At 60.8% G+C, this 13,770-nt stretch carries 9 protein-coding genes, 1 tRNA gene and 1 pseudogene; 6 read left to right on the top strand and 5 right to left on the bottom strand.

Annotation, left to right across the window (positions count from 1 at the left end):
- Positions 1–65 precede the first annotated feature (65 nt).
- The 4 genes from G7047_RS09675 (at position 66) to G7047_RS09660 (ending at position 4,245) form a co-directional block, all read left to right on the top strand.
- Positions 66–1,073, top strand: coding sequence for a YCF48-related protein (locus G7047_RS09675; RefSeq protein ID WP_166304136.1), 1,008 nt, complete (start codon positions 66–68; stop codon positions 1,071–1,073).
- On the top strand, positions 1,070–3,559 hold the full coding sequence (locus G7047_RS09670; protein ID WP_166304133.1) for an RND family transporter: 2,490 nt from the start codon (positions 1,070–1,072) through the stop codon (positions 3,557–3,559). The genes G7047_RS09675 and G7047_RS09670 overlap by 4 nt, the downstream gene beginning before the upstream one ends.
- Positions 3,559–4,020 carry a nuclear transport factor 2 family protein gene (locus tag G7047_RS09665; protein WP_240939537.1) on the top strand — a complete coding sequence of 154 codons (462 nt, stop codon included), beginning with the start codon at positions 3,559–3,561 and terminating at the stop codon, positions 4,018–4,020. The genes G7047_RS09670 and G7047_RS09665 overlap by 1 nt, the downstream gene beginning before the upstream one ends.
- Before the next feature lie 149 nt (positions 4,021–4,169).
- Positions 4,170–4,245: transfer RNA gene (locus G7047_RS09660), tRNA-Lys, on the top strand.
- A gap of 114 nt (positions 4,246–4,359) precedes the next feature.
- On the opposite strand, the pseudogene G7047_RS09655 reads toward G7047_RS09660, so the two are convergent.
- Positions 4,360–4,656, bottom strand: a pseudogene (locus G7047_RS09655) (SOS response-associated peptidase family protein); the annotation flags it as partial.
- 318 nt (positions 4,657–4,974) lie between these two features.
- Here G7047_RS09655 and G7047_RS09650 point away from each other — a divergent pair.
- The gene (locus tag G7047_RS09650) at positions 4,975–5,961 is read left to right on the top strand and encodes a hypothetical protein (RefSeq protein ID WP_166304130.1); all 987 of its coding nucleotides are present in this window, start codon (positions 4,975–4,977) and stop codon (positions 5,959–5,961) included.
- A 1,059-nt stretch (positions 5,962–7,020) separates the two neighbouring features.
- Here G7047_RS09650 and G7047_RS09640 read toward each other — a convergent pair.
- Positions 7,021–7,596, bottom strand: coding sequence for a hypothetical protein (locus tag G7047_RS09640; RefSeq protein WP_166304124.1), 576 nt, complete (start codon positions 7,594–7,596; stop codon positions 7,021–7,023).
- Between the two features lie 167 nt (positions 7,597–7,763).
- Positions 7,764–8,048: a hypothetical protein gene (locus tag G7047_RS09635; protein WP_166304121.1), complete on the bottom strand. Its 285-nt coding sequence runs from the start codon at positions 8,046–8,048 to the stop codon at positions 7,764–7,766.
- Here G7047_RS09635 and xerC point away from each other — a divergent pair.
- A complete protein-coding gene (gene xerC / locus G7047_RS09630) occupies positions 8,029–8,457 on the top strand; it encodes a tyrosine recombinase XerC (protein ID WP_166304118.1) in 429 nt (142 codons plus the stop codon). The two genes, G7047_RS09635 and xerC, sit on opposite strands and share 20 nt — an antisense overlap.
- 132 nt (positions 8,458–8,589) lie before the next feature.
- Here the strand turns inward: xerC and G7047_RS09625 are convergent, their stop codons facing one another.
- Both G7047_RS09625 and G7047_RS09620 read right to left on the bottom strand, forming a co-directional pair.
- A complete protein-coding gene (locus G7047_RS09625; RefSeq protein WP_166304115.1) occupies positions 8,590–8,970 on the bottom strand; it encodes a hypothetical protein in 381 nt (126 codons plus the stop codon).
- 111 nt (positions 8,971–9,081) lie between these two features.
- The gene (locus G7047_RS09620; RefSeq protein ID WP_166304112.1) at positions 9,082–13,659 is read right to left on the bottom strand and encodes an AAA domain-containing protein; all 4,578 of its coding nucleotides are present in this window, start codon (positions 13,657–13,659) and stop codon (positions 9,082–9,084) included.
- Positions 13,660–13,770: the final 111 nt, after the last annotated feature.

The following is a 13,770-nucleotide window of genomic DNA, read 5'->3' as shown; positions in this document are numbered from 1 at the left end:
ATGGACACGGGCCGCGTGCGCAGACACAGTGCATGCCGTAACCCGAGCCCACACAAGGAGACACCGTGAAAACAGCCATCGGCATCGGAGCAGCAGCATTGGTCGCATTCGCCTCTGCGCTCGCCTTTGCACCCCGCACCCCACCGCCGCTCGCCCCGCTCAGCGTTGGCGCCGAGAAGACCCATTTCAACAGCCTCACCGTGGCCGGCAAGCGCCTGCTCGCGGCCGGAGCCATGGGCGAGATTCTGTACTCGGACGATCAGGGCGCGCACTGGACGCCCGCCAAGCGCAATCAGGACCGCCAGGCGCTGCTCAACAACATGAGCTTCGCGCCCGACCAGAAGACCGGATTCGCCGTCGGCCACGAGAACTGGATTCTGCGCACCCGCGACGGCGGCGCCAGCTGGGAAGAACTGAACTTCAAGCCCAAGAACGGCGAGCCGCTGATGTCGGTGGCGCGTCTGCCCTCGGGCGAGTGGATCAGCGTCGGCGCATTCGGCCGCGCCATCGCGTCCAAGGACGAAGGCCAGACTTGGGAGCCGCTCGCGCTGCCCGCCGAGGTCGAGGACAAGCACCTGAACCGCATCGCCAGCAGCGCTGACGCCAAACATTGGCTGATCGTGGGCGAACGCGGCCTTGTGCTGCGCTCAGACGACGGCGCCGCCACCTGGCACGCCGAGCCCACCTTCTACAACGGCTCGTTCTACAACGCCATGCCGCTCGCCGATGGCGGCTGGCTCATCTATGGCATGCGCGGCAACGTGTATGTGAAGGCCGACGCGCGCGCCGCCTGGGCCAAATCTAGCGTGCCCGCACCGGTCTCGTTCTTCGGCCATGCCCAGCAGGCGGACGGCAGCATCGTGCTGGTCGGCCAGGGCAGCACACTGGGCATCAGCCGCGACAACGGACTGACTTTCACACTGCAACGCGCCAAGGGCCGCGCCACGCTCACCGACGTGGTGCTGATGGACAAGAACAAAGGCTGGATCGCCAGCGACGCCGGTCTGCAACCCCTGCCAGATCTGGCCAAGACGGCCACGGCCACCGCCGCCAGCCAAGGAACCAAACCATGACTCTCCCGCAACCCGTGACCCGGCTGGACCGCTTCATCGCCGCCACCGCAAGATGGCTGATCCGCTTCAGCGTTCCCATCATTATCCTCACGCTTCTGGCGACCGCGCTCTTGGCCACATCGGCCATGCGCACGCATCTGGACCCCGGCTTCAACAAGCTGATTCCGCTGCGCCATGACTATATGGGCGCGTTTCTCAAGTATTCCAACACCTTCTCGGGTGCCAATCGCGTGTTGGTGAGCGTGGAATGGAAGGGCGAGGGCGACATCTACAACAAGGAATTCCTCGATGCCCTGCGCGGCGTGAATGACGAGGTGTTCTTCACGCCCGGCGTCAACCGCGGCCAGGTGTTCTCGCTGTTCACCCCGAACGTGAAGTACATCGAGATCACCGAGGAAGGCTATGTCGGCGAGGTGCTGATCCCCTCGCGCTTCGAGCCCAACGCGGAAGGCCTCGCCAAGGTGCGCTCCAACGTTGCCAAGTCCGGCCAGATCGGCAGCCTCGTGAGCAACGACCTCAAGTCCGCCATGGTGCGCGCCGACCTGCAGGAAGTCGATCCCAAGAATGGCGAAAAGCTGGACTATCACAAGGTCGCCCAGCGCTTGGAAGAGATCCGCAAAAAGTTCGAGAACGATCACATCAAGATCCACATCATCGGCTTCTCCAAAGTGCTCGGCGACGTGATGGACGGCCTGTTCACCGTGATGCTGTTCTTCGTGATCGCCTTCGTGATCACCGCCGTGCTACTGCGCTTCTACACCCGCTCAACCAACCTCACCGTGGTCGGCCTCGGCGTGGCACTACTGCCAGTGATCTGGCTGCTAGGCCTGCTGCCCATCGCGGGTTACGGCATCGATCCGATGTCCATCCTTGTGCCGTTTTTGATCTTCTCCATCGGCGTGTCGCACGCGGTGCAGATGACGGGTGCGTGGAAGCATGACGTGCGCATCGGCCTATCCACCAAGCTCGCCGCCGAGAACTCGATCCGCAAGCTCGCGATTCCCGGCACGCTAGCGCTGCTCACCAACGCGCTGGGCTTCATGGTGATCATGCTGATCGACATCCCCATCGTGCACGAACTCGGCGTGACCGCCTGCCTCGGTGTGCTGCTGATGATCATCACCAACAAGGTCTTCCTGCCCGCCGTGCTCGCCCACATCAAGCTCGAAGCGGGAGCCAAGGTGGCACCCACTTACGACGCCAACGGCCGCAACCCGCGCTGGTGGAAACTCTCGCGCCTGGCCGAGCCCGGCCCAGCGCTCACCACACTCGTCATCGCGCTGGTGATTCTTGCGGGCGGCACCTACCTCTCGCGCGGCCTGCTGACCGGCGACGTCGGCACCGGCGCGCCCGAGCTGCGCGCCGAATCGCGCTACAACCGCGACAACGACAACATCATCAGCCACTACTCCATCGGCATGGACGTGCTCTCGGTCTACGCGGTCGCGCAGAACGTGGAAGAGCCCTGCATCGACTGGTCGGTGATGAACGCGGTGGAACGCTTTCAGGGCCGCATGAGCCGCGTGGACGGAGTGCAGTCAGTCAACACCTCTGCCGCGCTCGCCAAGATCGCAGCCGCGGGCAACAACGAAGGCAATCCGCGCTGGGCCGCACTGCAGCGCACCGACGCCGCGCTGCGCTCGGGCATCAAGGTACTCGTACCTGACCTGGGCCTGAACACCGAGAGCTGCCGCATCGTCAACATGCAGATCTTCCTGAAGGACCATGAAGGCGCGACGCTCGCGCACGTCGTCAACGAAGTCAAGAAGTTCATCGCCGAAGACAAGACCGCGACCGTGAAGTTCGAGCTCGCAGGCGGCAACGCGGGCGTGGCTGCCGCCACCAACGAGGCGGTCGAACACGCCGAAGTGCAGATGCTCGCATCGATCTTCGGCGCCATCACGCTGCTGTGCTGGCTCACATTCCGCAGCTGGCGCGCCGTGCTGTGCATCATCGTGCCGCTGGCCATCGTGTCCATCCTGTGCAACGCACTCATGGCCGTTCTCGGCATCGGCCTGAAGGTCCCCACCCTGCCGGTGATCGCACTCGGCGTGGGCGTGGGCGTGGACTACGGCATCTATCTGTTCGAAAGCATGCAGCACGCCCTGCGCGACAAGCACACCACGCTGCGCGAAGCTTTCTACGAAGCCATGCGCCAGCGCGGCAACGCCGCCATCTTCACGGCGGTGACCATGTCCATCGGCGTAGGCACTTGGGCGTTCTCCGCGCTCAAGTTCCAGGCCGACATGGGCATTCTGCTGGCCTTCATGTTCCTCGTGAACATGCTGGGCGCCATCTTCCTGCTGCCCGCCATGGCCTGCTGGTTGAACGTAGAAACGGCCGAGGCCAAATCCGCCGCCCGTCAAGGCGGTCACGCGAGTGATACGGCAACCGTGGCCATGACCGGCACCACGCACCAATCCACAGGCGGCGGCCACATGCCTCAGCCCGAACCGCAGTCCTCTGTCAACACCAAGGCTCTGTGATGCTGAAGCCAGCGCCCTCCACCATCGCGCAATTGCTGCTGGAGCATGCGCTGGCCCAAGTGCTCACCCGCTACGCCACCGCCTGCGACACGCGCAACCACGCGTTGCTGGCGGACGTATTCACCGCCGACTGCGTCACCAACTACGGCGGCTACACCCGCAACGGCCTCGCCGCCGTACAGGAGATGGTCAGCGCGCATCTGGACGGCTGCGGCCCCACCCAGCACCTGATAGGCAACCTAGAGGTCGAAGCGAGCAACGACCCGCAAAGCGCACGCAGCAAGATCCACGTCCGCGCGATCCACAAAGGTCTCAACGAACGATCCGCCCTGCGCTACGACGCCATCGGCTCCTACAAAGACGAATGGAGACTCACCCCGGCCGGCTGGCGCATCCACCATCGCCGCTTCCTCATGCTCTTGGAGATCGGAGACCGGATGGTGCTGCAACCAGCGGGCTGACGCCCCTTCAGCATTGGCATCTGACCACGCGGCCCGTCGAAAATGGCTCGCCCGCACCACAATTTGTTTTTCCTCCGAAAAACTGGGCTATAATCGTGGTCTTGCACTTGAAGAGGCGCCCACAAAGCAATTCGACATGCAAACTGTGTGGGACGTTAGCTCAGTTGGTAGAGCAGCGGACTTTTAATCCGTTGGTCGCGCGTTCGAATCGCGCACGTCCTACCAACAAATACAGCGTAAAGCTTGAAAAGCCTGCTATCTGAAAAGATAGCAGGCTTTTTTGTTTTCGACATTTTATGAGACGAGTATGAGACGCGTCTCATATACAGTGTTTCGAGTTCAAGTCACCGGCCCCGCCTCAAACACCTCGACCGGCGCCAGCTTGAGCAGCTTCTTCGCCTCCTCGATCGTGCCCGCGAGCCAGAGGTCTACATCACCCAGCTCGATGGAGATCACTGAGCGCTTGTCCTGCTGATCGGCGGCAAGCTTTGGATCTGGCTTGTGCATGCGGCGCATCAGCGGATGACTGTCGGCATTGATGGTCAGCATCGTGTAGCTCTCGTGAACTTCGCCGGTCGCATGATCAATCCACTGATTCCAGAGTCCGGCCAGGCCCCACGGCGTGCCATCCGCGCGCAGGCTTGGCGGGGTCCGGAGTAGCGAGTCCTGCCAGGCACGCTTGAGGACTATGAGGTGCGCCAGATCCAGCCGGATTGGCTGGCAGTGGTGCGCAAGGTAGACGGAGCTCGGATCTACGAAGGCATTGGGCCGGTAGAACTGCTTCGTTCACCTGCGCTCCATAAATGTCGAATTTCAACGAAATCAGCCATATTTAACTGAACAACAAGCAGTTGCGCCTACAACACAACTCCGAAAACACCCACGAAAGCAACCCATTTTATTTACATTTAGCCTATATTTACACACTCAGACACTCAACTTGTTGGAGGGGTTATGAAATTCAAGGCATTGCGCAGGCTCGGCCTGGTCATCTGTATGTCGTCCATCGCGCTCATTACGAGTGGCTGCGGAACAACTCAACCGCAGGTCACTTATTACAACATGGCCGATACTAGGAGCCTTCCAAGGGAAGGGGTAACGGATGTATTTTCTATGGATCAGGCGGATATCACAGTAAAAATCCCTGAAGGCACGCGCCCGGAAAATAGCAATCCATTGTTCGGCCTGATGAGAGAGATGACTGTTACTGACGGGGCCAATCGACCACCACCGACACCAAAGAAGGCAGAGAGCGCTCCCACACCTAAACAAGCTGAGCAGCCTCCGAAAATCGATTCCCCTAAACCAGCGTTTTCTGTAACCGCATCAGTTTCCGAGGCGCCGAATTTTCGAGTGGGTTTTTTGGAGGCCAATGACTTTCAGCGCACAACCAAGCTGAGTGTTACCAAACGAGAGAACACTGAACTTGTTGCATCAATTGGGACAGAGACAACAGATAACCTGAAAGCATCGATAACGAAGGTTGGAGGGCTTATAACGGCAGCAGTGACTGTCTTGGCAGCTTCAGGTGAAGTTAAGTGCGCTAGCCATGAATTCCTCATTTCCACTGCAGAACCTACAAAAGAAATTGCGCCCTGCATTGCGTACAAATTGGAAGAAGTTCCTAAAGACGCCATCAAGTTCAACGACATTCCCTGGGGGAAACCGGTAAGTAATTTTTATTACTCAGCATGTCGCAACCTCACAGTTACGATAAGCACTTCAGACGCACAGCAGTCATTCAAACTGAAGGTTCCTGACCCAAATTATGTGCAATCCGTACGCCTGCCATTCAAGGGAAGCATTAAGAAACATTCAATCTGCGGCGTATCCACAGTTACCGATGCTCAAGGAAATCCAACTAACTCAGTGGAGGCACTCACTGAATTGCTAAAGCAAATCAGCTCAATCCGCGAAGCTACTCAAGCAAACAGTAAGTAACTTTCGCTGCCTGCGATGCCATTTCACAGTTATTGCTGGCTATGTATGCCATGTGGCACAAAAGGACCCTTCATCATTTGAAGGGTCCTCTTGTGAATCAGATCACAGTGACGGACACATCCGCCACTACGGCATCATCACCTCGCTCCTTCCTACTTGTTTTCCAAAGGCTCCGGCAATGCTGCATTTCGCGGAGACTCCTCGGGAGTTACGGCCTTCCGTTGAGCGCAGTTCAGATCACAGCGATGGGGTCGCGTCTATGGTGTGCTCACTACCACTCGACAGCACCGTTGCGACGCGCGCAGAGTTGCGGCGCTCGCGCTATTGTTTTGCGCCGAGCAGGTGCCTCCACTCATGTACACAAAGGGCATCTGCCAACTGCTAGATTCACAGAAAGTTGCAGTTGGAAGATACCCACTTATACATGCTGGTGCGGCTGAATTGGCGGTGCCCCCAGCACTCACACTAACGTTAGTTATCGCAGTCGTCACACAATCCAATGAGATCGACCCTACGGATCCCGCTGGCCCGGTAACACCCTGAGGTCCCGTTGGACCAGCCGGTCCTGTTGGACCTGTAGCACCATCAGCACCAGTCGGACCCGCCGGGCCGGTGAGCCCTAACGGACCGGTCTGCCCCACTGCTCCAGTCAGACCCTGAATCCCTTGAGGGCCCGTCGCACCAACACCAGTCGCACCTGTTGGCCCAGTCGCGCCGGTTACTCCTGTAGCACCCGCGGGTCCTGCGACGCCGGTGACTGCAGATACATCACAATTACCCAGTAAGCCTTGGTCATCACTGCACACTACGTTCGGGTAGCTCGCTGCACCAGGTAAGCCTGGCAACTGCACCTGCTGCCCCGGCAACACCTTGATCGCCGGGGTCGATGCGCTTGAATTGATCGTCACGCCGCCACTGGGCGGCGGTGTGATGGTGACGTCGTCGGCCGCCCATGCGCCAGTCGAGAGCAGTGCGGCCAGCAGCAAAGTGTTCAGTGCAAAGTGTTTTCTCATGTTCGTTTTTCTAAGGTCTATGTGAGGTTTGTCTGCAGCGAGGTACTTATCGCTTCGAGCGAAGGCGCAGCCCCGTCCATATGGCTACAGCCAGAGAAAGAAGGACCGGCGCGAAGCCATGCAGGCCTGGAACGGGCACGAATGTCGCGGGAGTCGATGTCCCGCTCAAGTTCACGGGGCCCAACGCGCCTTTCGCAGGACAACCCGGACTGTCGACACGGGTCATGACTCCTCCCACCGACTTCATCACGCCTTGATTTGAGTAGTCCTGCGCGAGTTGCAATGCTGCGGCAGAAATGTCCAGTTCGCCGCCACTCTGGACGAGAACATTGCGCGCACCCACCAGCGACGCCCCGCTTCCCTCCACCAGACTGCCCGACACCTGCAGATCGGTGCAACCGAGATCAATGGCGCCGCCACTCATTTGATAGGACGCACCTGCAGGCACCACGGTTTGAGCCAGTACAGTGCTGCTGAAGGCGATAGGCAAAAAAAGCAGGCCTAAGGGAAGGATGCGCGCTCCAGCCACAGCCCCGAAGGGTGAATGTTTCTTCATTTCACAATTGGAGAATGAAAAAACAAATTGGTAAATACCGCGAATTAGGTAATCTGCATTGATCATTTGCAGGTGTTTACCCTCATAGATCAATATTCGAGACACCCAATTTCATCAAGACTCACTCAGGTGGGTTGATGTCTTGTCACAGCAGGAAGTCGAATCAGGCGGATGGGTTGTCCGGGCGCCTGCTGGCCGCGCTGTCCGGCGCCGGGCATTCACTCCAGAAAGCGTCATGCAGGAGGTTTAATGCTCGGTTGGCTCTTGTCGTCTTCAAAGACACTGCGGCGATCCTGTGCGATCTGCCGCGCCTGCTCGGCGTCGCCGGCCACCAATTTGCCAAACGCGTCTGCCGCCTCGCGAGTGCGGAACTGGAACCCCGGTACCGCATCACTGCCGCGGAAGCTGCTGTAGCTGCCGCCCATGCGCTTGGCGTTGACGTTCAGTGTGTCGAAATCCTCGCGGCTCACCGGAACCGACACGGCGGAGCCCGTAACCGTGACTGAACAGATCCACAACTGGATTGCCTCCAAACGCATCACCCCCAGCACAAAAGCGGCCTATCTCAGCGCCGCTAGCGTCTGGACGGGTGCGCTGGGCAATGTTCAATTGAAAGCGCTCAAGCACTCGGCGGTACTTAAAGCCATAGCCGACCGGCCTGACCGTCGAGGGGAAACCCTAGCAAACTACTTATCTGTGCTGCGTGAGGCTTATAACCTTGCAAGCCGAGACGGGCTGATCACAAGCATCCCCATTGATGGCATTGAGGGGCCAACTTGGCAAAAAGAGCCCCCTGACCCATTTGACGCTGATGAGCGCGAGCGCATCATCCAACTGGCTGCGACGAAATATCCCGGCCAGGTTCACAACATGCTGGAATTCTGGTTTTGGACAGGGCTTCGCACCGGTGAGCTGATTGGACTGTGATGGGATAACGTGAGCCTGAGCAAGCGCACAGTATTGGTCAAAGAAAGCGTGGTGCGTGAAGAGCGCCGAATGAGTACCCAAACGTCAGTTGCCCGCACCGTCATCCTCAACAGCCGGGCCTTCGCTGCCATCCTACGGCAGCGGGCATTGAACCAGGTTCACGGTGATGCTGTATTTTTTGATCCCCACACAAACGAGGCTTGGGCCAGAGAGCAGCCTTTCCCGCAAAATCACTGGCGCTATCGTCTCCGCATATTGGGAATCCGCTACCGCAGCCCCTACTCTTGCCGCCATACATATGCGACCGCCATGCTTATGGCAGGGATGACACCAGCGTTTTGCGCCCGCCAGCTCTGCCACCCAGTCGAGATGTTTTTGCGGACGTACTCTCGATGGATTGATGGCCAGCGGGATGACCTCGAAATGCAGCGTCTGGAAACTAGTTTCGCGGATAAACCGAGGATGAAAATGGGTAACGAAGGGGAGTAAAAAGGCTGGCAGCTCAATAAGCACGCCACTTCCACTCCCCTCAGCTCCCCTGCGGATTGGGTTCGATTCCCATCACCCGCTCCAGATCTCAGGCAATGAGCCAACCCGTGAATCACACGGGCTGACCGGCTCGCATCAAACCTCCAACTCCTCTTCCGCCGCGTGCGTTTGCGTTTCGCTCATGGCTTCTCCCGGCTGCGCCGTGAGCACTGGCCACACGCGATGCTCGACCAGCGCCGGAATGCGCTCGACCACACCCAGTCGCGCAATGCCAAGCGCATCCAGCGTCTCAACCAGCTCGGCGACGCAGTGCTCGCGCGAGAGCTTCCAGGTGGAGGCGAAACAGCGCCAGAAGGTCCAGCCAGCGCGTTCGAGCACGCGCTGACGGGCCATATCTGCAGGCCAGCGGTCTGGACCGTGGTAGGCGTCGCCGTCGCATTCGATGGCAAGGCGCCGGTCTTCGCCGCCCTCTACCACCATGTCGATGCGGTAGACGCCGGACTTGACCTGCGGGGTCACGCGGTAGCCGAGTTCAACCAAGGTGTTGAACACGTCCTTCTCGAACCCTGATTCGCAGAGCGCTGCGAGGTTCGTCGCTTCGTGTTCGGCCGCGGCGGTGGGCATCGAGAAATGCCGCAGCAGACCTTGCCGCAGGTCCTTGTCGGAGAGGTCTTCGAGCATGACCGAGCGCACCAGGTACATGCGGTCGCGCGCACGGCTGGCGGCGACGTTGAAGCGCTGCTCCGCGCTGGTGCCCGAGCGCGCGGTACTCAGGCCCGGCGAGACCACCATCGACAGGAACATGATGTCGCGCTCACCACCCTGGAACATGCTCGCGTCGCCGCAGTAGAAATCGCGCTCAAGCAATTCCTTGGCGTCCACACGAGCACGCACCAGCGTGTCGATGTGCTTGGCCTGCTCCAGACCGAGCAGCGAGACCACGCCGATGCTGCGGCCCACCATGTCAGGGTTGGCAACGATGGCCTCGATCTCGGCAGCGATGGCGTCGGCTTCGAGCGCATTAATGTCGCGGCCATCACGCAGGCCGCCACGCACGAGGATGTCGACGAGTGGCGGATCCAGACGCTCGGACGCCTTGGGGATGCGCAGCGGCTGGATCTGCTCACCATAGAACGCGGTGTTGCTGTACGCGATGATGGCCGGGACGCAGCGGAAATGCTCGCTCAGCATCACGCGCTGCGATGCGAACACGGTCGATGCGAGGTCATAGAGCGAGCGGTCGATGGTCATGACCGGCGCGAACGGCTGGTCGGCGAGGAAGCGGTCGCGCAGCTCCTGAATGCGTGCTGCGGAGATGAATGCGCCGTCGGGCGAGACCTGCTTGTTGTCGCCCACCACCAGAATTTTCTTGGCGCGCAGGATGGCTGGCAGCGCCCACATGCTGGACTGGCTGGCCTCGTCGACGATGACGAGATCGAATGCGCCGAGATCGGCAGGCAGCGATTCCGAAACCTTGGCGTGGCTCATGATCCAACATGGAATCGCGCCCTGCGCGTCCTGCATGGCGCGCTGCGCGTCGCGCCGGTGCGTGCCGACGTTGGCACCCATGCCCTTGCCGATCTTGCGGATCGCGACCTTGTAGGCTTCGAGCGCGGACAGCACCTTCTGCGATGCGCCGTTGCGGGTGGAGAGCCAGGCGGACTCGGTGACGAGGTCGGTGTAGAGCTTGGACAAGCGTTTTTCGAGTTCCTTGCGCTCGGTCGACAGCGTCTTGAGTTCGGCCGCTCCGGCAAATTCTGCGAGGCATCCGGACATGCGCCGATACCGCCACGCGTCGCGCCAGTTGCTCGGCCAATGCGGATCGTTGCCGGATGCCGCGAGCGGCTGCGTGCGCAGCTTCCACGCGAGCTGCATCGCACCTGCCTGATGCACGCGGCGCGTCAGCGCATCGAGCTGCTGCAACTGCGGCATCAATGTTTCAACGCGACGTACCTCGTCAAGAATCTCCGCGTAGGCCTGCTTGACCTGCGATGACGTCTGCACATGCGCACCAAGCACATTGGCCGCGAACCCGCGCAGCTCGGGCACGAGATGCGCGGTCTGATTGGTAAACGATTCGCGGAATCGCGCGACCGCTGCCTGCGCCTTCGCAAGTTGGGCGCGGCTCAGATGGCGGTCGAGTTGCGCGCGGATGCCCAGCAGATCCGGCTGGCCCTGCCTGAGCTGGTCGATGGGCGGCGTGGCGAACACCTGCTCCGCGAACCGCACGGATTCGACATCGAGCCTCGCGACCAGTTCATGCACGCCAGTGACCGTGCGCGCGGTGAGCGAGAGCGCTCGCAGAATCTCCACGCCACCCGTGAACTTGGGAATGCCGAGCAGCCCTGCGACCTCGTTCCAGCGGGTGTTGAATGAGAGCACATGGCTGTGCAACTGCTGATAACGACGCACATGCTTCCAGTCCTCGGCCCCGACGGGCTCGAGTCCTGCGACGCGAAATTCCGCGACCACGGCCTTGACATCGCTCATACCGAACGAGAGAAAGCCGAACGGCTTGCCATCTTCCGAACCCTTGGCGATGGCCTCGCGCACCTTGGCGTTGTCAAACGCGCCGGGCGGCACGGTCACCGGACGCTGCAGAAACGCCGAGCGCGCGAGTTCCAGTTTGACGACGTCATCGAGCAAGGCTTCGAGCGCCTGCCGTTCCACCGCAAAACGGCTTTGGCCCAGCCTCTGGCGCAGCATGGGCCACCAGTCGTCGCCCGATTCGTCCAGCTCGCGCACCGCGGCGAGCACCTTGTCGAGATGGTTTTTGAGGTCGAGCGCGTGCGCCAGAGATTCGGGCGAAGTCGACGCCAGTCGCTCCAGCGCGCCGCTGCGCTCGGCTTCTTCAAGTTCGAGTTCGGCGAGCAGCGCCTGCTGCCATTCACCCACATCGGCAATGGCGGGCAGGTCGGCCGCGCGCAGCAGAGGTTCGCCGAGCAGACCGATGTCGCTGCCGAGCTGGCGACGTGCATCGCGTAGTTGTGCGCCCTCTTCTTCGCTGAGCGGCGCGGCGTGTTCGGGGCGCAGCGTCAGCGTGTCGGGAAACCAGCCATGCGCTGCCTCGCCATCGACGACCAATTGCGCCATGGCCTCGGGCCGCATTGGCGCGCCATCCACCTCGATGGAGGTGAGCTGCTCGCGCGCCATCTCGTTGATACGCCAGTCGATATTCGAGAGCCTTGCATGGGCCTGGGTGACTTCACTGCCAAGGTTGGCGATCAGCGTTTCGGTCTGCGCGGGTTGCAACTGCGAGATGCGGTGCGTGATGGTTTCGATGGAGGTCTGGAACTGCCGCATGCCCTCACGATCACCCGCGAGCAGCGCAACGGTCAGCGCGCGCACGTCTTCGGGGATCTTGCTGCGCAACACGGTGAGCGCGGGCTCGCCCTTGGAGGTGACCAGCACCTTGCGGCCCGTCGCCAGAAAGTGGCAGATGATGTTGGCAATGGTGTGCGTCTTGCCGGTACCCGGCGGGCCCTGCACCACCACGCCATCGGTGCGCTCGAGCTGCTCGATGACGGTGACCTGCTCCTGGTTGTAGGAGAGCGGAAAGTACAGCTCGCGCGCGGGCTCGCAAGTCGCACCCAATCCCGTTCGCGTGTGGCCGGACATGCCGCGAAAGCTCAGTGGCTCGATGACGGGCGTGGCGTCGCTCGGCGGGGTCACCAGCATCAGCGCGGCGCTGGGCAGGCTGTCCGCCTGCGCAATGCGCTGTTGCAGCCGCTGGATGTCTTCATGCAGATAGTTGCTGGGCTTGGGGCGCGCGAACAGCACGGCGGCGTTCGAGACGATGAACTCCTCGCCGATGGCAGGATAGCTCAGCAGTTCGGAATGGTAAGTACCGCGCTCATGCAAATTGCCCGAGACGAACCGGGCGACGGGCTCGTAGCTTGCCGGATCAAATGGCGAGACCGTGTTTTCCGCCTCGGCCAGTTGTCGCCGCGCCGCGTTTTCCACCTCAGCCGCGAGGGACACGTTGCAGTGCGTGAGCGCATCAAACTCCAGTCGCGGATTGACGGTCGAGCGCGGCCGCACCTCGACGGCGAGCGACACCGCATCTACGGAAATATCGACTGCCTGCGTGAGCAACGGATATTGGTAATCGACCCGCCCGTGGCGCTCGCTCGCGAGCTTCCATGATGCCACCGCCAAGCCCCAGACAACCTCAACGGGCTTGAGGCTGGTCTCGAGCTCCATCTGTGTCTTGAGCGCGAACAGCTGGCTGTAGAGCGCAATGGACTCGCGGCGCGCAATCTCCTCATCGGCCCACGACTGCCACAGCGGCAGGTAGTGCGCATGCACCGCCTTGGCTTCATCTGCCACGCTGTCGAAGTCGCGCTTGACGATCACACCCTCTTCCATCAGGCGCCGATCCTGCTCCTCGCGCAGGGCCTCGAGCGCGACGACGCGCTTGTCGTCGATGCGCGGAGCCGCTTCGCTTGGGGACTCGCCGACGATCAAATAGTCGCGATGCTCGAGATAACCCACCGCGGGCGGCGCAATCGGCACGAGGCGATGCACACACAGCCAGACGGCGCCTTCCTCGTCTTCGGTGTTGAGCTCGATTCCCGGCAACTGCGAGAGCGCTTGCTGCGCAATGATGAAATCCTTGTAGCCCTGGAGCTTGAACCCACGCGGGTCAATGTCCTTGTCCTGCTCCAATATGTACGACAGCAAGTTGCTGAGCTGCTCTTTTGCCTCGGGCATCTACCCCATCTCCGGTGTGCGAAATTCGATGCGTCTGAAACCATCAGACGCTGTCATCGATTTGACCATCAATGACGGTGTGCAATCGCTTGCCGGAGAAAAATTTTGAAG

It is taken from the genome of Diaphorobacter sp. HDW4A (genome assembly GCF_011305995.1).
In the GTDB taxonomy this organism is placed as follows: domain Bacteria; phylum Pseudomonadota; class Gammaproteobacteria; order Burkholderiales; family Burkholderiaceae_C; genus Diaphorobacter_A.
This window is presented reverse-complemented; position numbering and strand designations above follow the sequence as displayed.

What these genes read in the sequence shown, in the direction of transcription:
- G7047_RS09670 (WP_166304133.1), top strand. Translation starts at nt 1,070, where the DNA reads ATGACTCTCCCGCAACCCGTGACCCGGCTGGACCGCTTCATCGCCGCC.
- G7047_RS09665 (WP_240939537.1), top strand. Translation starts at nt 3,559, where the DNA reads ATGCTGAAGCCAGCGCCCTCCACCATCGCGCAATTGCTGCTGGAGCAT.
- G7047_RS09650 (WP_166304130.1), top strand. Translation starts at nt 4,975, where the DNA reads ATGAAATTCAAGGCATTGCGCAGGCTCGGCCTGGTCATCTGTATGTCG.
- G7047_RS09640 (WP_166304124.1), bottom strand. Translation starts at nt 7,596, where the DNA reads ATGATCAATGCAGATTACCTAATTCGCGGTATTTACCAATTTGTTTTT.
- G7047_RS09620 (WP_166304112.1), bottom strand. Translation starts at nt 13,659, where the DNA reads ATGCCCGAGGCAAAAGAGCAGCTCAGCAACTTGCTGTCGTACATATTG.